The sequence below is a fragment of the Hymenobacter jeollabukensis genome (genome assembly GCF_005771675.1).
GTDB classification, from domain to species: domain Bacteria; phylum Bacteroidota; class Bacteroidia; order Cytophagales; family Hymenobacteraceae; genus Solirubrum; species Solirubrum jeollabukense.
In genome coordinates this window covers 48649-66318 of record NZ_VAJM01000009.1, presented here as the reverse complement: position 1 = coordinate 66318, position 17670 = coordinate 48649, and the positions used below count along the sequence as shown (strand labels likewise).

The following is a 17670-nucleotide window of genomic DNA, read 5'->3' as shown; positions in this document are numbered from 1 at the left end:
AATTAAGTGAACACCACATGCGTTGGGCCTGAAAACGTAACGTTCGTCGGTTTGGTTGGGCTGTTCGTCGGAACCTGCCCAATTCCGAGTCCCTGAATATTAACTTTGTAGCATGACGTCTACCGCCCTGCTGAAACCGTTGCGCCAAAGCGCCGCTGCTCTCTTCTTGCCCTTGCTGTGTGGCGCCGCGGCTCCGGCCCTGGCCCAGCAGACGCCGGTGACGCCCGGCACCAGCATCCGCCTGAGCCCTGAAGACCAGGACCGCGGCCTGAATGGCGTGCAGAAGAACTTCTGGTTTACCACTGGCAGCGGCGAGCAGTACCAGAACGCGGGCTTTTTCGGCCAGCGCCTGCGTCCTTACCTCACCGACGAGCAAGCCATTGCCAGCCTCGACAGCTACCGCCGGCAGCGCTGGCTGCACCTGGCCGAGCGGGCGGTATTCGTAGGGTCGGCCGGGGTATACGCCCAGCAGATCCTCAGCACCGATAAGCCGCAGTATTTCAGCAACGTCCAGAAGGCCGCTATCGGCGTGGCCGTGGTCAGCCTGATTTCGAACGCGTTTATCACGCGCCACACCAACCAGCATTTTATCCGCGCGGTGGAGGCCCAGAATGCGACTTCGCCGGCCGCGCGCCGTATGGGAATGGAGCGCGCCATGCCCGACCTGCTCGGCGTGACGGCCCCTACGGGCCGTCCGCAGCTGCTGGTGGGCTGGACGTTGCGCTAGTCCCACCCCTACCTTTGCGCCATTTGGGCGCTATCTTACCGTTGTGATGGACGTTTCTCTGTCGGCGGAGGCCCGCCAATACGTGGCCGAGCACCTGCACGACGACCCCGCCAAGCTGGCTCTGCAGGCCCGCCGTTACCCCAATCTGCCCGTGCCCGAGTTGGTGCGCCAGATTCAGGCCCGTCAGAAGGCCAAAACCAAGCTACCCACCTGGGCGGCCAATCCCGACCTGGTATTTCCGCCTGCGCTGTCGGTGGAGCAGGCCTCGTCGGCCCGCACGGCGGCGTTTAAGGCCTCGCTGGTGAGCGGCACCCGCCTGGCCGACCTTACCGGCGGTTTTGGCGTCGACAGCAGCCACTTCGCCCGTAGCGTGCAGGAAGTGCACTACGTGGAACGCAACGCGCAGCTGGTGGAAGTGGTACGCCACAACCTCGAGGTGCTCGGTATGACCAACGTGCACCTGCACGTAGGCGACGCCGCCGCGTGGCTGCGCGAGCAGCCTGACGGGCATTTCGACTGGCTGTACCTCGACCCGGCCCGCCGCGACTCGGCCGACAAGAAAATCTACCGCTTGGCCGACTGCGAGCCGGACGTGGTGAAGTTGCTGCCGCTGCTGCTGCGCAAGGCCGAGCGCGTGCTGCTCAAGACCTCGCCCATGCTCGACGTGGAGCAGGCCATTCAGGAGCTGGGCCGCGTGCGCCGCCTCTGGGTGGTGGCTGTCGATAACGAGTGCAAGGAAGTGCTGTACGAGCTGGGACAGGAGCCGGCCGTGGACCCGGAACGCCTGACGGTGAACCTGCTACGCGACGGGCGGGAGCAGACCTTCCGCTCGAACCGCACCCGGGAGACCAAAGCCGTGCCGCGCTATGCCGAACCGCAGGATTACATCTACGAACCCAACGTGGCGGTGCTCAAGGCCGGCAGCTTCAAGAGCATTGGCACCAGCTTCAGCCTGCTGAAGCTGCACCAGCACAGCCACCTCTACACCTCCAATCAGCTGCGCGAGGACTTTCCGGGGCGCATCTTCCGCTGCCGGGCCGTATGCCGCTACGACAAAAAGGAGCTGCTGAGCCACCTCGGGCCCGAGCAACGCGCCCACGTCACCACCCGCAACTTCCCCGACTCGGTAGCCGATTTCCGCCACCGCACCGGCATCCGCGAAGGCGGCACCACTTACCTCATGGCCACCACGGACCTGACCGGCCGCCTGATCGTGCTGGTGTGTGACCGGCTGGCGCCCTGACGGGCGGTGAAATGGCGAGGTGGTGACCTGGTGAGTTGATGTTCAATCGGCACCATCATCTATTTCAGAAGCAATGGCCCCGGCAACCTTGGTTGTCGGGGCCGTTGTGTATTTAGGCGCTATCAGAACGTCAAACTCACCATCTCACCATTTCACTTCGCCGGGCTGGTCCAGGGGTTGCCTTTCAGGCGAAAGCGCCACGGCAGGGCAGCATCGGCGCCGGCGTAATCGATGCCGACGCGGGGGCTGGCAACGATATCGGCCGCGGCTACGGGCTCCTGCCGGTCTTCGAGCCAGATGAGGTTGCCGGTGAGGTCGGTGCCGTAGTGCGGCACGCCGATGCCGAGGGCCTGGGTGAGCAGGCCGGGGCCGGCGGTGAGGTTGCGGGCCGGTTGGCTGAGGCCGCGGCGCAGCTGCATTTCGGGCAGGCCCTCGGTGGGCTCCAGGCCCCGGATGAGCACGGCGTCGGCCTTGCCGGCCACGTTAGTGATGATGTTGAACAGGGCGTAGCGGCCGTAAATCAGGTACACGTAGGCCACACCGCCGGCTTCGTACATCACGCGGGTGCGCTTGGTGAAGCGGCCCAGGTGGGAGTGGCAGGCCTGGTCGTCGATGTGGGCGTAGGCTTCGGTTTCGACGATGCGGCCGCCGGTCAGCACGCCGTCGATGCGGCTGAAGAGGTATTTGCCCACTAGGTCGCGGGCAATGGCCACCACGTCGGGCTGCCGGTAGTAGGCAAGCGGGAGTTTCATGGGCCTTGTACGGTCAAAGCGGGCTGTGGCTGGCTACGACTGCCGCAGCTCCTCTGATAACTTTCTGACGAGCAGCAATAACCCATCGGCAGCCGTCCACAAAATCCGTGGAATCCGAAAAATCCGTCGAATCCGTGGTTATCTTTGCCCCACGCATGGGTGGCCAGACCCCAATCGGGGGGCGCGGCTGAAAAGGGAATGCCGTGAAATTCGGCAGCTGTCCCCGCAACTGTAAGCTTCCATCATGCGCCGGGCCCACCTCGCCACTGTTCCGCTGATGCCGGTCGACCTGACCGGCGGAGGAATGGGAAGGCCGCCCGGCGCGAAGCAAGTCAGGAGACCTGCCCGTGCGCATCTTAGTGTTCGGCGCCTGCGGAGGACGGGCGGAGAATGAATCATTTTGGGCGGTGTCGTCATCTGGCGGCGGGCCCGGCTTCCCTGATTCTGCCTCAGCCCGGTAAGTAGCCTACACGGCCGCGCGCCTGGTTCTGAACCGAATTTTTCGGCTACGAAAATTTTGGTTCGGTTGTACGCTCCCCGTTTCTGCTCCGCGCTTGGTCGCGGTTGGCTAGCGCTGCTGCTTGGCAGCGGCCTCGCGCCGGCGTGGGCACAATCGGGCCGTACCGCCTCGGCTGATTCAGCCCGGCACGTGCTGCCCACGGTGCGGGTGCAGGCCCTGCGGCCCACGCGCTACGCTGCCGGTAGCCGCTTCACCTCCCTCGACTCGGCCGCGCTGGCGCCTTACCAGGGTGGCACGGTGGCCGATGCGCTATCGGGCCGCACGCCGCTGTATCTGCGCACCTACGGCCCGGGGCAGCTGGCTTCCTTGTCGATTCGGGGCACGTCGGCGCGGCACACGGCGGTGCTCTGGCACGGCTTCAACCTGAACTTTCCGACCCTGGGCGAAGCGGATTTTTCCCTGCTGCCAGTGGCCGGTTTGGGCCGCGTGGACGTGCAGCACGGGCCAGCGGCGGCGCTCTACGGTACCGGCGCGGTGGGCGGCGCGGTGGTCCTCGGCTCGGCCACGGCGCCAACGGGCACGCAGGTCAGCGCCTCGGCGGAAGCGGGCAGCTTTGGGGCCCGGGCCTTCAGCTTCAGCGGCAGCCAGCGCGACGCCCGCGTGGCGGTGCGCACCAGCTTCCTGGTGCGGCAGGCCGACAACGACTTCCATTACTATAGCCGGGAGCTGCAGGGCGAGGTGCGGCGGCGCCAGGAAAACGCGGCCCTCACGCAGAGCAGTCTGCAGCAGGACGTGACGGTGCAGGTCGGCCGGCGCGGCGAAGTCACGGCTGCGCTCTGGCTCACCGACGCCAACCGGCAGATTCAGCCCGCCATCGGCTCCAGCAACAACCACGCCCGCGAGCGGGACCAAAGCGCCCGCGCGGTGCTGGGCTACCGCCGCCGCGCCGCCCGCAGCGAAACCAGCGTACGGGCCGCCTGGTTCGGCGACCTGATCGACTACCAGAACGACCAGCTCAGCACCAGCCACTCGCGCAGCAGCGTGCGGCAGGCCCAGCTGGAACACACTTGGCAGTGGCGCCCTAATCTCAGCCTGCGCCTTGGGGCCGAAGCCCAGCATTTCGTGGCCCGCGTGGATGGCTACCGTCGCCCGGTGCAGGAGCAGCGCTACGCCGGCTTTGCCCTGCTGCGCTACGACCCTTCGGCCCGGCTGCGTCTCACGCTGAACGCCCGCCAGGCCGCGCTGCCCGGCCGCCGGCCGCCGCTGGCGCCCACGGCCGGCGCGGAGTGGCAGGCCTGGCGCACGGCCCGGCAGCAGCTGTGGCTGAAGGCCAGCGCCGCCCGCAGCTACCGCGCCCCTACCCTGAACGAGCGGTACTGGCGCCCCGGCGGCAACCCCGACCTGCGGCCCGAAACCAGCGTCGGTGGCGAAGCGGGCCTGCACTACGCAGCGCTGCCCAGCGCCCAGCTCAGCCTGCAGGCCGACCTGACGGCCTACCGCCTGCTGGTGGACAACTGGGTGCAGTGGCTGCCCGACGCCAACGGTACCTGGACGCCCCAGAACCTACGCCAGGTGCGCAGCCAGGGCCTCGAAGCCAGCACCCAGGCCCAGTGGCGCCGCGGGCGCTACCAGCTGCGCGCCACGGCTGGCTATGCCTTTACTCAGAGCCAGAAGCGCCGCGGTTACGTTCAGGATTCTGACCCGGTGGGCGTGCAGCTGGCCTACGTGCCACGGCACACCGCCTCGCTCAGCACCGACCACGACTGGCGCGGCTGGCTGCTGACCACGGCCGCCACCTTCACCGACCAGCGCTACACCACGGCCTCGGGCTCGGACTTTCTGCCCGCCTACGCCCTGCTGCACGGCAGCGTGGGGCGCCGCTGGCACTGCGGCCGCTGGCAGCTGACGGCCCTGCTGCAGGGCCATAACCTCACCAACGCCCGCTACCAGAACTACGCGTTCCGGGCTATGCCGCCGCGCGCGGGCACGCTGAGCCTGCGCGTGGCCTGGCACTAATCGACATTCACTTTTCCATCATACCCCATGCAATTCTCTCCCCTCGCCCTCCGACTTCGCCCCCTGCTGACGCTGCCGCTGGCGGCCACGCTACTGAGCAGCTGCGGCAAAGACGAAACCGAAAAAAAGACCCTTGACGCCAACGTGTACGTGCTGAACCAGGGCCAGTACGGTACCCCGAATGGCTCGGTGAGCGGCTACCGGCGCGAAACCAAGGAATCGGAAAAAGACCAGTTTCAACGCGCTAACGGCCGCACCGTGGGCGACGTGGTGCAGTCGATGACGGTGGTGGGCAACAAGGGCTACGTGGTGGTGAACAACAGCGGCAAGGTGGAAGTGGTGGAACTGCCCAAGTTCAACGCCGTGGCCTCCATCGACGGCCGTTCGCAGCCGCGCTACCTGGCTGCGAGCGGCAGCAAGGGCTACCTCACCGAGTGGCAGGGCGCCTACCCCAACTATTTGGCCGGCCGCGTGTCCGTCATCGATCTGAACACGAACAGCGTGACCAGCACCGTGACGGTAGGCCGCAATCCGGAAAAGGCCTTGGTGGCCGGCAACAAGCTGTTTGTGCCGAACGGCGACGAAAACACCATCAGCGTCGTTGACCTGACCTCCAACCAAGTGGAAACCACGCTGACCGTGGCGGCGGGCCCCAAATCCCTCGTGCAAGACGCCAGCGGCAACGTGTGGGTGGCCTGCGACGGCAACTATGGCGCGAGGCCCGGGGCGCTGATTCGCTTTTCGGCCACGGCCCCGTACGCCAGCCAGGCTACCTTCGCCTTCACGGCGGGCGGCCCCACCGAGCTGCAGCTTTCCTCCGACCGCACGGCGTTGTACTACAGCTACGGCTCGGCTATCTACCGCATGGCCACCACCGCCACGGCGCCGCCCACGACGCCGGTGCTGCGCCGCCGCAGCTTCAACGGCTTCGGCGTCGACCCGAGCAACAACGAGCTGTACCTGGCTACCGGCTCGTTCTCGGCCGATGGCCGCGCCGTGCGCTACAACACCAGCTACGCGCCCGTTGATTCGTTTACGGTGGGCATCGGGGCCAGCGCCTTCTCGTTCCGCTAAGCCGACCCAGAGCGCCCAGCCTCACTACAATAAACCGGCCCCGTCAGCTACGTGCTGGCGGGGCCGGTTTCGTTAGCAGGCAGCCAATTTACTGGTCGGCTTTGCCGTCGTTGTCGCGGTCTTTCCGGTTGCGCGACTTATCGTAGAGACGTTCCTGGGCGCTGACGGCGGTGTCGCGCTGGGCCCGCATCGTGTCGATGCCGCCGTTGGCGGACTGGGCGCCAGGGTCGCGGGCCACTTTTTCGGTGCCGCGTTCCACGTTGGTGTCGCCCGATTCGGTGCCGGTGCTGCAGGCGCTGAGGCCGGCGGCCAGCAGCAGGGCCGCGCCCAGGGTGCGCAGCGGGTGGAGGAAGGTGTTCATGGAAGTTGAGGGAGTAAGTATGGTCGGCAGGCAATATACGCAGCGGCCGGAGCCGGCAAAATGCCGCTGCTAGCACAAACGCGGCCGCCGGGCTTTGGTTATGTGGTTGATTTCGCGGCCGCTAAGCGCCCCGGCTGCCCCGAAACCGGCCGAATGCCCCGCTTGCAACGCACCTGCCCCCGGCCAAGGGCTCCGCGCCCGCCCCCCGGGCGGGCCTGCGGGCAGACCGATTCCGGGGTCTATCTTTGCCGAATGGCTGCTCCCCGTCGTCGCGCTTCTGCTTCCCGCAATTCATCCTGGCTGACGCACCCACTGGTGCGCCGGGCCGGCATCCTGCTGGCCGTCAGCTTCGGGCTATCGTTGCTGCTGGTGGCCTACCTGTTCGGGTTCGACGGCTTTTTCGGCCGGCTGATGGGGGCCACGTTCGTGTGGTTTGTGCTGCTGGGCGTCACTTTTCTGGCGGTGGTGCCGTTTGTCAACTGGGCGGCCGACAACTGGTTTGGCCGCAGCTGGGCCGAGCATCCCACGCCACAGCCCGCGCGCAAGCCCCGGGCCAGCAACACGCCCAAAACGCCGGCCACGCCCAAGCCCACCCGCTACGCCCCCCGCACGCCGACCACCTCCGACTAACCCGCGCCATGACCACCGAGCTGCACATCAAAAACATGGTTTGCCCGCGCTGCATCAGCACCGTGCAGCAAATCCTGACCGACGCCGGCCTGCAGCCCACGGAAGTCACGCTGGGCCACGCCGTGCTGCATGAGGCCACCCCGGCCGACCCGGCGCAGCTGCGCCCGCGGCTGGAAGCGGCCGGCTTCGAGCTGCTGCAAAGCCGCGACGAGCAACTGGTGGAGCAGGTGAAAGTGGCGCTGGCCGCCTACCTGGAGCACCTGCGCACGGCCCGCGCCCCGCTGACCACCTCGGCTTTCCTGGAAGAGCGGTTTGAAGCGTCGTATGCCCACCTGAGCAAGCTGTTTTCGCGCCTGGTGGGCCTGACGCTGGAGAAATACCTCATCCGCCTGAAAATTGAGCGGGTGAAGGAGCTGCTCAGCTACGGGCAGCTCACTCTGGCCGAAATTGCCGACGAGCTGCGCTACAGCTCCTCCCAGCACCTGAGCACGCAGTTTCGGCAGGTGACGGGCCAGACGGTAACCGAGTACAAGGCCCACCCCCGGCGCACCTCGCTCGACCAGCTAGCCTAGCGCTACTCGGCGTCGTGCATGTAGCAGAAGCTGCCCCGGTCGAGGGCTAGCTCCTGGCAGCCCTCGTGGGCGCAGCGGATGGCCGGCGGGCTGGGCGGGGGCACGGCCACATAGCTTTCCAGAAACCCGGTTTCCAGCCGGATACGGTTGATGGTGCGGATGATATTGCGCACCGATTCCGCGCCGGCAATCATGCGCGGGCCGGCGGAGGTGAGGTGAAACTGGTGGCCGTAGATGCGGCGGAGCGCCTGCTCGATTTCCTGCTCCGAAGGCCGTAGCTGGGCGCGGTACGCCGCCTGAATCTGCTGATAGAATGGATTCGTGCTCATACGGGAATGCGGCAGCGGGGCCCACGCGGGTGTTTACGCTTAACACCAAAACCACGCCTCGGGTGCGGCCGGGCCCGCCAAATATCGTACGGCCGGACCCCTAATCCTGCACCAACCCCGGGGCCGGTATCGGGGTATGTAGGCTAGCACTGACTACTGCCTCCGATGAAACGACTTCTGCCCCTCCTGGCGCTACTGCTGCCCCTGGCTGCCGCTGCCCAGCACCAGCATAACCCGCCCGCGCAGCCCGCCCGTCCGGCGCCCGCCGATACCACCCACCAGGGCCACGCCATGCCGGGCATGAACCACGCCGACCACGCTCAGCCAGCCGCCCCCGACCACAGTCAGCACGCTGGCCACCCGATGCCGGGCATGGGTGCCGACTCCGCCATGTCGCACGACATGCACGGGGGGATGGAAGGCATGTCGCACGCGTACTCGCGCAACCTGCCCATGGCCCGCAACGGCTCGGGCACGGCCTGGCAGCCCGACGCCACGCCGATGTATATGTGGATGAGCCACCACGGCAAGTGGATGGTGATGAACCACGGCGCCCTGTTCGGCCGCTACACCAACCAGAACCTCGGCCGCTCCGGCGGCCAGCGCGGCGGCCGCACCTTCGACGCGCCCAACTGGTTTATGACCATGGCCCAGCGCAACATCGGCGAAAAAGGCCTGCTGAACCTGACGGCCATGATTTCGCTGGACCCGCTGACCGAGGGCGGCAACGGCTACCCGCTGCTGTTTCAGTCGGGTGAAGCCTACCGAGGCCAGCCGCTGGTGGACCGCCAGCACCCGCACGACCTGTTTTCGGCCCTGAGCATCGGCTACACCCACGCCTTTTCGCAGGACGTGGACCTGACGCTGTACCTGGGCTACCCCGGCGAGCCGGCCGTGGGCCCGACGGCCTTTATGCACCGCATTTCGGCCATGCCCAACCCCGACGCGCCCCTCTCCCACCACTGGGTCGACGCGACGCACATCACCTTCGGGGTAGCCACCGTGGGCCTGCGCTACAAGCAATTCAAAATCGAGGGCTCCAACTTCACCGGCCGGGAGCCCGACGAGCACCGCTACGGTTTCGACCGCCCCCGCGCCGACTCCTGGGCCGCCCGCCTGCAGTGGGCCCCGACCAAGGAGCTGGTGCTCGAAGCCGGGCAGGCCCGCATCAAAAGCCCCGAGGAGCTGCACCTCGAGGACAACGTGACGCGCACCACCGCCGCCGTGCTCCACAGTCACCAGTGGGCCGATTACCGCTTCGTGGCCTCCTCGCTGATTTGGGGCCTGAATAAATCGGACCACGGCCGGGAGCACGCCGTGCTGACCGAAACCAACCTCACGCTGGGCCGCCCCACCGTGTACGGCCGCTACGAGTTCGTGCAGAAAGACCCCGACGAGATGCAGGTGCCGCACCTGCACGAAGGCGCCAGTGCGTTCAACATCCACGCCCTCACCCTGGGCACCAGCTACCGCCTCACCCAGCTTGGCGCCAAAGGCCCTGAGCTGCACCTGGGCGCGCAGGGCTCGGTGTACCGCCCGGATTCGGAATTGCGCGGCTACTATGGCAAGACGCCGGTATCGGCCGAGGTGTACCTGCGCCTGAATGCGCCGCTGATGCGTATGGGCGGCGGGATGAAGATGTAAGTTCAATCAGGCTGCGCCGGGCATTTATCGTGGTGGTCCAGCCGGCCGGTGTTGCTCAGAATGCGGGCCGGCACGTCGAACGTCAACGGGTAGTTTTCGGGCTGGCCCAAGAGGAGTCTTTTACGCCTGCAGACCCGATAACGGCTGCCGTTTCCACGCCAGCACGCTTGTTTTCGGCACCACAACGGGCGGCCGGCTTGAGGCCGGCTGCCCGGCAGACCCGGGCCGTCCACAAAATCCGTGGCATCCGAAAAAATCCGCAGTAATCCGTGGTCTACCTTTGCGGGCACCTTTGCCGCCGCGTGGCGGTTGTTGCCCCGTGCCGACGACATCTACGACGCCCTTGCGCATCCTCCTCATCACCCCGCCGCTCACGCAGCTGAACACCCCGTACCCGGCCACGGCCTACCTCACGGGCTTTCTGCGCGGGCGCGGCTACCACGCCGCCCAGGCCGATATCGGCATTGAGCTGGTGCTACGGCTGTTTTCGGCCGCCGGACTGCGCCGGGTGTTCGATGCCATCGAGCGAGGAGGATTCGAGCTGACGGACAACTCCCGGCGGATGCTGCGCCTGCGCCACCGCTACGAAAGCACGGTGGAGCCGGTCATTCGCTTTCTGCAGAACAAGGACCTGACGCTAGCCCCGCGCATCTGCCACGGCCGTTTCCTGCCCGAAGCGGCCCGCTTCGACAACGTGGCCGACCTCGAATCGGCCTTCGGCACCATGGGCCTCACCGACCAGGCCCGCCACCTGGCCACGCTCTACCTCGAAGACCTGGCCGACCTGCTCAAGGAAACCGTCGGCCCGCAGTTCGGCTTCTCGCGCTACGCTGAGCACCTGGGCCTCACCGCTACCAGCTTCGATGAGCTCCACGACGCGCTGCAAACGGCCCCGAACCTGGTAGACGAGTTCATGCTGGAGTGCTTCGCCGAAGTGCTGGAGCGCGAGCAGCCCGACCTCATCGGCTTCACGGTGCCCTTCCCCGGCAACCTCTACGGCGCCCTGCGCCTGGCCCAGTTTGCCAAGCAGCAGCGCCCCGAAATCCGCACGCTGATGGGCGGCGGCTACCCCAACACCGAGCTGCGCGGCATCAAGGAGCCGCGCTTCTTCGACTACATCGACTACCTCACCCTCGACGACGGCGAAGGCCCCTGGCTGCGGCTGCTGGCGTACCTGGGCGAGGAAAAAGAATGTCATGCTGAGCGCAGTCGAAGCATCTCTACCGCTTCGGCTGATAGTAATTTTTATCCCACGTCAGCGGTAGAGATGCTTCGGCAAGCTCAGCATGACGTTCTAGTGGAACCGCGATACCAGCGCACCTTCCTGCGCAACCCCGCCACCGGCCAGGTGGAATACCACAACGAAGCCACCACGGCCGACATTCCGCACACCGAAGTCGGGACGCCGGACTACGACGGGCTGCCGATCCGGGACTACCTCTCGGTGATTGAGGTGCTGAACCCCATGCACCGGCTCTGGAGCGACGGGCGCTGGAACAAGCTCACCGTGGCCCACGGCTGCTACTGGAAGCGCTGCAGCTTCTGTGACGTGACGCTGGACTACATCCGCCGCTACGAAACCGCCCCGAGCACCCTGCTGGTCGACCGTATCGAGCAAATCGTGCGGCAAACCGGGCAGACGGGCTTCCACTTCGTGGACGAGGCCGCGCCGCCCCTGGCCCTGCGCGACCTGGCCATCGAGCTGCTGCGCCGCCGCGTGAGCATCACCTGGTGGGGCAACATCCGCTTCGAGAAAACCTTCACACCTGACCTCTGCCGGCTGCTGGCCGCCGCGGGCTGCATTGCCGTGTCAGGCGGGCTGGAAGTGGCTTCGGACCGGCTGCTGGCGCTGATGGAAAAGGGCGTCACCATTGCCCAGGTGGCCCGCGTGACGGAGGGCTTCACCCAGGCTGGCATCATGGTACACGCGTATTTGATGTACGGCTTCCCCACCGAAACTGCCCAGGAAACCGTGGATTCGCTGGAAGTGGTGCGCCAGCTGTTCCAGGCCGGCATCGTGCAGTCGGGCTACTGGCACCGCTTCGCCATGACGGCCCACTCACCCGTGGGCCAGAACCCGGCGAAATACAAAGTGCAGCCCATCGGCCCCGAGCCCGGCGACTTTGCCTGGAACGACCTCTGGCACGACGACCCCACCGGCGCCGACCACGAGCGGTTCGGCCCCGGCCTGGCCAAGGCGCTCTACAACTACATGCACGGCGTGGCCCTCACCGAGCCGCTGCAGTTCTGGTTCGATGAACTGCGGGTACCGCGCACCACCGTCCCGCGCCAGCTCATCGAGTCGGCCCTGACGGAGCCCGGCAAGCCCGACCTGGCCAAGCAGAACCTGCGCCTGTTTTGGCTGGGCAACGCGCCCGAGCTGCGCCTGGAAACCCGCCACAAGAAAGGCCGCGCCACCGAGCAGGCCGTGCTCACGTTCTACGAGCAGGCCGAGGACTTCGAGCTGAAAACTACGCCCGTCATCGGCCGCTGGCTGACCAACCTGCTCACCCGGCTTTCGGCCGATTACGACACCAAAGTGCTGCTCAAAGAAGCCGCCGCGGCCTTCCCCGCCGCCGAGGCCGGCCTGTCGTTCGAGGCCTGGCTGATTTCGCCCACTTGGCTGCTGCTGCGCGAAAAAGGCCTGTTGCTGGTATAAGCCCCGCCGCTACCGCCGCAGCTGATTGCCCAGCCATTCCTGGAGGCTGGGCGCCAGATCGGCCGGCGGCCCGGGCCAGTGCCGCACCGAATCGGGCTTTTCGGGCCGGATCAGCAACAGGGCCTGATTAGCGCCCTCGTACACCTTCACGCCCGAGCCGCGCCGCCGCACCGCAGCGCGCAGCAGCTGGCTGCTCTCCGGCACGCTGAGCGTGGTATCGAGGGCGCCGTAGAGCCCCAGCACGGCTACCCGCTGCCGCCCCAACTGCCGCAGCCACACCCGGTCAGTCTTGCTGAAGGCGGCACCCTGCACCAGCATATAGCGTGGCGGACCAGGCAATTGAGCCGCCGCCAAAGCCGCCGCCCGGCCACCCGGCCCAACGGCCCACACGCCCACGCGCGCGGAATCGACTCCGGCATCAGCCCGCAGGCGCTGCAAAGCGGCCGCCAGCTGCTGCGCGGCCACCGAGTCGGGGGCGGCAGCTGGGGCAGCCACGGCCACTACCACGCCCTGACCGACCAGCCAGTCGGCCCAGCCGTAGGCCGTGCCGGCGGCTCCTGCGGCGGACCAGTACAGCAAGGCTGGCCGGCGGCGCGCGGTGTCGCGCGGTTCGTAGCGGAGCATGGCTGGAGCGCCGTTCGTGGCGGCCTGACGCGTCACGGTATAGGTCGGCAGGGCGGCTGGGCCGCGGCGCACGGCCACCAGTTCCGCCCGCAGCGTGTCGTGCAGCCACACGGTTCCAGTCAGAAAATTCGGCTCTTCGCGCAGGGCCAGCCGGCCACCGCCGGGCAATCGGCCCGCCAGGGAAGGTGCTTGGTAAGCCACGCTGTCGAACCAGCGGGCGTACACTGGCGCCCCCGGAGTGCGCAGCTGCACCTGCACTACCCGGCTGGCCGAGTCCTGATAAACGTTGAGCACCACCGGCAATTCGGCGCCCCGGTACGTGAGCGAGCCTTCGTAGCGCCCCACGGGTGCGGCGCGCTGCTGCTCGGCCGCAGGCGAGCAGGCGGCCAGCAGGCTCAGCCCCAAGCCCACTGTCCACATCCCGCGCACGCCGAACCGCCGCATCATCACAGTCCTTTGCGCAGGATGAAGTCGTTCTGCACGTCGTGGCCCACGCGGTACTCGGTTTCGCCGATCTGCTTGAAGCCTTTACGCCGGTAAAACTCCTGGGCCTGCGTATTTTTTTCCCACACGCACAGCAGCAGGGAGCGGCAGCCGCGCTGCCGGGCCTCGTCGAGGCAGCGCCGCAGCAGCGTGGCCCCCAGGCCGGTGCCCTGCCAATCCTCCTGCACGTAGAGGCGCTGCAACTCAGCCCGGTTGCTCACGTCAGCACCGGGCTCGGCACCGAGGGTCGAGCCGACGGTGAGCTTGGCGTAGCCCACGAGCTGCTGCTGCATCAGCGCCAGGAAGAAAACGGTATTCGGGTCCTGCAACTCAGCCAGCTGCTGCTCCGGGCCGAAATGCTCGGCCAGGTACTGGGCCATATCCTCGGCCGAGTTCTGAGCAGCATAAGTATCTTGAAACGTCTGACGGCCGAACTCGGCGAGTTGGGCCGCAACGGCGGCGGTTCGTTTGGCCGAAACAATACGGAGCGGTGACGGCATAGCCCGGCAAAGAAACGAAACGCGCAGCCGTTCGTCACGACACGCGGCCGCCGCCGGGCTCGTCGGAGATGCGCCCGTCCTGTCGCATCCGCCAGCCATAGCGAATAATAAGCACGCCGATGCTCAGCATCAGCACCGACAGTACCAGATAAGTCGTTTGCACGGCGTCCCAGCCGCCCTGCTGCCATTCGGCCGCCGATACGCCAAACCGCAATATCTGCGCCGCGACCAACAGCCCGCCCGCCACAATCAGCATCAGCCCGACTATGCGGCGGGTTGCCGGAGAAAGAGAAGTAGCCATTAGTAAATCAACGCAATATTCCGTGAGGCGTTGCCAGCACCGCCGCAATAGCGGCTTACTAAACCGCGTCCTCATTGCCGCAACAGGTGCCCGGCGGCGGCTCCTTGGTGTTGGATATTCGCTGCCGCTGTGTATTTTTGCCCTACCAAATCATCAGCGGGAGTAGCTCAGTTGGTAGAGCATCAGCTTCCCAAGCTGAGGGTCGCGAGTTCGAGCCTCGTTTCCCGCTCATTCAGAATCAGCCACTTAGACGATAGTCTGGGTGGCTGATTTGCTTTGGGTTTACATAGCGGTTGTCACTTAAGCTACATTATCTCTAAGCTTCTTATTCACAGCCACTCAGGACTGCCGGCTGGCCAAGCCGCGGCTGGCTGGCAAATCTGCTTTAAGTTTAACTTCGGAAACGGTCCCGAATGCTCCGCGCGCCGGAGTCGAAACGGTGGCCGATTTCGTTGACGCAAACAAGAAAAAACAAACCTACACTCTCAGAAATGACCAAAATCAAGGTAGCAAATCCCGTAGTGGAGCTGGATGGCGACGAAATGACGCGCATCATCTGGAAGTTCATCAAAGACAAGCTCATCACCCCGTACCTGGAGCTGGACATCAAGTACTACGACCTCGGAATTGAGTACCGCGATGAAACCAACGACCAGGTGACCATCGATGCGGCCAACGCCATCAAGCAGTACGGCGTGGGCATCAAGTGCGCCACCATCACCCCCGACGAAGAGCGGGTGAAGGAGTTTGGCCTGAAGCAGATGTGGAAGTCGCCGAACGGCACCATCCGCAACATCCTCGATGGCACCGTGTTCCGCGAACCTATCGTGATGCAGAACGTGCCGCGCCTGGTGCCGAACTGGACCGCGCCCATCTGCATCGGCCGCCACGCCTTCGGCGACCAGTACCGCGCCACCGACTTCGTGACCAAGGGCAAGGGCAAGCTCACCATCACCTTCCAGCCCGAGGACGGCGGCGAGGCGCAGTCGTTCGAGGTGTTCAACTTCAAGAGCGACGGCGTGGCCCTGGCCATGTACAACACCGACGAGTCCATCCGCGGCTTCGCGCACGCCTGCTTCAACCAGGCCCTGATGAAGGGCTGGCCGCTGTACCTCTCGACGAAAAACACCATCCTGAAGAAGTACGACGGCCGCTTCAAGGACATCTTCCAGGAAATCTACGAGCAGGACTACCTGGAGAAATTCAAAGCTGCCGGCATCACCTACGAGCATCGCCTGATCGACGACATGGTGGCCTCGGCGCTGAAGTGGAACGGCAACTTCGTGTGGGCCTGCAAAAACTACGACGGCGACGTGCAGAGCGACACCGTGGCGCAGGGCTTTGGCTCCCTGGGCCTGATGACCTCGACGCTGGTGACGCCCGACGGCAAAACGATGGAAGCCGAAGCGGCCCACGGCACCGTGACGCGCCACTACCGCGACCATCAGAAGGGCAAGCCCACCTCCACCAACCCGATTGCCAGCATCTTCGCCTGGACGCGCGGCCTGGAGTTCCGCGGCATCCTCGACGGCAACCAGGAGCTCATCGACTTCTGCAAAGCCCTCGAAGCCGTGTGCATCGAAACCGTGGAAAGCGGCAAGATGACCAAGGACCTGGCCGTCTGCATCCACGGCAACAAAGTGGAGCACGGCCGCGACTACCTCTACACCGAGGAATTCCTGGAAGCCCTGGACACCAACCTGAAAGCGAAGCTCGGCAAGTAAGCCCGGCGTGCCTCGAACAGAAAAAGCCCATCTGACTTCCAGATGGGCTTTTTCTGTTCAAGGCACGCCCCCGAGCTAGTCGTGCCGCATTTTGGCGGCCAGCAAGGCGCCGTTGGGCCTAGGGTAGCGCCTCAAGGGGCGGGTGATGCAGCAACAAGCCGAGGGCCTTGCTGATGGTGGGCACGCAGCGGCCGAACCCGGAAAGATGAGCGGCCCGCCTGGCCTCGACAAGCCACCCGCTCCGCCAATCACCGGAATACACGCGGGTTCCTCGCTGCCCTCGGCAAGGTACTGACCCGGCAGCGACCCGGTCAGTCGTGGCGGGAATGGCGGTTCGTGCTTATGTTTACTACTCGCGTATGACCTGCGCGCCCGCTTACTGCCCCACCTTTTCCCGCCCGCTCCATTCGTGCTTCCGCCGCACCAACGGGGTTTATTACTCGCATGAAGGCACCTCACCGGACTTCCATCACCGACCTGGCCCGGGCCCTGAACCTCTCGCCCTCCACCGTGTCAAGGGCCCTGACGGGGCACCCGCAGGTGAGCGAGGCCACCAAGCAGCGGGTGCGCGAGCTGGCCGATCAGCTGCACTTTCAGCCCAACCAGCTGGCGGCGGCCCTGCGCCGCGGGCGCAGCAACACCATCGGGGTGCTGGTGCCCTACATCACCGGGCACTTCTTCCCCGAAGTCGTCAACGGCATTGCCCTCGAAGCCAGCCGCACGGGGCACAACGTGATGATCTGCCAGTCGAACGAGGACGTGCGGCAGGAGCAGCGCAACATCGAGCTGCTGCTGAACGCGCAGGTGGAAGGCATTCTGGTGTCGCTGGCCAGCACCACCCAGGATTTCAGCCACTTCGACGCCGTGCGCAGCGCCGGCGTGCCGCTGGTGTTCTTCGACCGCATCGTGGAGGACATGGCCGGCCCCTACACAAGCGCCGTGGTGCTCGACGACCACGCTGGCGCCTACGCGGCCGTGGCCCACCTGGCTGGGCAGGGCTACCGCCGCATCGCGCACTTCTCGGGCCCGCTGCACCTGAACATCCACCGCAACCGCCACCAGGGCTACCTCGACGCGCTGCGGGACCACGGCCTGCCCGTGCGCGAGGAGCTGGTGTTCGTGGCCGACCTCAACCAGGAAACCGGTAGCCAGGGCATGCGGCAGCTGCTGCAGCTGCCGGAGCCGCCCGACGCGGTGTTTTCGTCCAACGACCTGGCGGCCGTGGGCGCCATGCAGGTGCTCAAGGCCCACGGCCTACGCATTCCCGCCGACGTGGCCGTGGTGGGCTTCAGCAACGAGGCCTTCACCGCCCTCACCGAGCCCACCATCAGCTCGGTGGATCAGCGCTGCCACCTGATGGGCGTCACGGCCGTGCAGCAGCTGCTGCGCCTGCTCGATGCCCCTGGCAGCGCGCCGCTGCCGCCCGTAGTGCTGACGCCCGAGCTGCTGGTGCGCGCTTCTTCGCAGCGCCAGTGAGCGTCCGGCGGCCAGCCTTTTCGAGCCATTCCCCGAGCAGATAGGCTGCGTTAGTCAAAACACCGCTTTGACTAACGCACGTTCGTTCAGTGCAT

The 17670-nt window shown here is 66.1% G+C and carries 16 protein-coding genes, 1 tRNA gene and 1 riboswitch; of the genes, 11 read left to right on the top strand and 6 right to left on the bottom strand.

Going from position 1 to position 17670, the window contains the following annotated elements:
- Positions 1-112 precede the first annotated feature (112 nt).
- Positions 113-727 (top strand): hypothetical protein, encoded by a 615-nt coding sequence (locus FDY95_RS17065; protein WP_138079681.1) that lies wholly within the window; start codon positions 113-115, stop codon positions 725-727.
- 46 nt (positions 728-773) lie between these two features.
- The gene (locus FDY95_RS17060; RefSeq protein ID WP_138079679.1) at positions 774-1970 is read left to right on the top strand and encodes a class I SAM-dependent methyltransferase; all 1197 of its coding nucleotides are present in this window, start codon (positions 774-776) and stop codon (positions 1968-1970) included.
- Positions 1971-2122: 152 nt separating this feature from the next.
- Here FDY95_RS17060 and FDY95_RS17055 read toward each other — a convergent pair whose 3' ends face one another.
- Positions 2123-2722, bottom strand: a complete 600-nt coding sequence (locus FDY95_RS17055; RefSeq protein ID WP_138079677.1) for a DNA-3-methyladenine glycosylase — start codon at positions 2720-2722, stop codon at positions 2123-2125.
- 140 nt (positions 2723-2862) lie between these two features.
- Positions 2863-3085: riboswitch (cobalamin riboswitch) on the top strand.
- Between the two features lie 286 nt (positions 3086-3371).
- Between FDY95_RS17055 and FDY95_RS17050 the strand changes: the two genes are divergently transcribed.
- Together FDY95_RS17050 and FDY95_RS17045 are read left to right on the top strand one after the other, a co-directional pair.
- Positions 3372-5198: a TonB-dependent receptor gene (locus tag FDY95_RS17050; RefSeq protein ID WP_138079675.1), complete on the top strand. Its 1827-nt coding sequence runs from the start codon at positions 3372-3374 to the stop codon at positions 5196-5198.
- Positions 5199-5225: 27 nt separating this feature from the next.
- Positions 5226-6272, top strand: a complete 1047-nt coding sequence (locus tag FDY95_RS17045; RefSeq protein ID WP_138079673.1) for a YncE family protein — start codon at positions 5226-5228, stop codon at positions 6270-6272.
- An 88-nt stretch (positions 6273-6360) separates the two neighbouring features.
- Here the strand turns inward: FDY95_RS17045 and FDY95_RS17040 are convergent, their stop codons facing one another.
- Positions 6361-6633 carry a hypothetical protein gene (locus FDY95_RS17040; RefSeq protein WP_138079671.1) on the bottom strand — a complete coding sequence of 91 codons (273 nt, stop codon included), beginning with the start codon at positions 6631-6633 and terminating at the stop codon, positions 6361-6363.
- Between the two features lie 252 nt (positions 6634-6885).
- Here FDY95_RS17040 and FDY95_RS17035 point away from each other — a divergent pair, with 252 nt between their 5' ends.
- Both FDY95_RS17035 and FDY95_RS17030 read left to right on the top strand, forming a co-directional pair.
- Positions 6886-7263 (top strand): magnesium transporter, encoded by a 378-nt coding sequence (locus tag FDY95_RS17035; protein ID WP_138079669.1) that lies wholly within the window; start codon positions 6886-6888, stop codon positions 7261-7263.
- 8 nt (positions 7264-7271) lie between these two features.
- Positions 7272-7835, top strand: coding sequence for a helix-turn-helix domain-containing protein (locus FDY95_RS17030; RefSeq protein ID WP_138079667.1), 564 nt, complete (start codon positions 7272-7274; stop codon positions 7833-7835).
- 2 nt (positions 7836-7837) lie between these two features.
- Here the strand turns inward: FDY95_RS17030 and FDY95_RS17025 are convergent, their stop codons facing one another.
- On the bottom strand, positions 7838-8164 hold the full coding sequence (locus FDY95_RS17025) for a hypothetical protein (protein ID WP_138079665.1): 327 nt from the start codon (positions 8162-8164) through the stop codon (positions 7838-7840).
- 165 nt (positions 8165-8329) lie between these two features.
- Between FDY95_RS17025 and FDY95_RS17020 the strand changes: the two genes are divergently transcribed.
- Positions 8330-9808 (top strand): hypothetical protein, encoded by a 1479-nt coding sequence (locus tag FDY95_RS17020; protein WP_138079663.1) that lies wholly within the window; start codon positions 8330-8332, stop codon positions 9806-9808.
- 343 nt (positions 9809-10151) lie between these two features.
- The gene (locus FDY95_RS17015; protein WP_246074061.1) at positions 10152-12467 is read left to right on the top strand and encodes a B12-binding domain-containing radical SAM protein; all 2316 of its coding nucleotides are present in this window, start codon (positions 10152-10154) and stop codon (positions 12465-12467) included.
- 9 nt (positions 12468-12476) lie between these two features.
- On the opposite strand, the gene FDY95_RS17010 is transcribed toward FDY95_RS17015, so the two are convergent.
- The 3 genes from FDY95_RS17010 to FDY95_RS17000 are packed head-to-tail and all read right to left on the bottom strand — an operon-like array spanning position 12477 to position 14375.
- Positions 12477-13538: a hypothetical protein gene (locus tag FDY95_RS17010; RefSeq protein WP_138079661.1), complete on the bottom strand. Its 1062-nt coding sequence runs from the start codon at positions 13536-13538 to the stop codon at positions 12477-12479.
- Positions 13538-14074, bottom strand: coding sequence for a GNAT family N-acetyltransferase (locus tag FDY95_RS17005; protein WP_171025726.1), 537 nt, complete (start codon positions 14072-14074; stop codon positions 13538-13540). Before FDY95_RS17005 ends, FDY95_RS17010 begins: the two co-directional genes overlap by 1 nt.
- Before the next feature lie 34 nt (positions 14075-14108).
- Positions 14109-14375 carry a hypothetical protein gene (locus FDY95_RS17000; protein ID WP_138079657.1) on the bottom strand — a complete coding sequence of 89 codons (267 nt, stop codon included), beginning with the start codon at positions 14373-14375 and terminating at the stop codon, positions 14109-14111.
- A gap of 156 nt (positions 14376-14531) precedes the next feature.
- Here FDY95_RS17000 and FDY95_RS16995 point away from each other — a divergent pair.
- From FDY95_RS16995 to FDY95_RS16985, 3 genes are all read left to right on the top strand, one after another.
- Positions 14532-14604, top strand: a tRNA-Gly gene (locus FDY95_RS16995).
- A 262-nt stretch (positions 14605-14866) separates the two neighbouring features.
- A complete protein-coding gene (locus tag FDY95_RS16990; protein ID WP_138079655.1) occupies positions 14867-16099 on the top strand; it encodes an isocitrate dehydrogenase (NADP(+)) in 1233 nt (410 codons plus the stop codon).
- Positions 16100-16543: 444 nt separating this feature from the next.
- Complete coding sequence (locus tag FDY95_RS16985; protein WP_138079653.1) at positions 16544-17575, top strand: LacI family DNA-binding transcriptional regulator; 1032 nt, start codon at positions 16544-16546, stop codon at positions 17573-17575.
- Positions 17576-17670 lie beyond the last annotated feature (95 nt).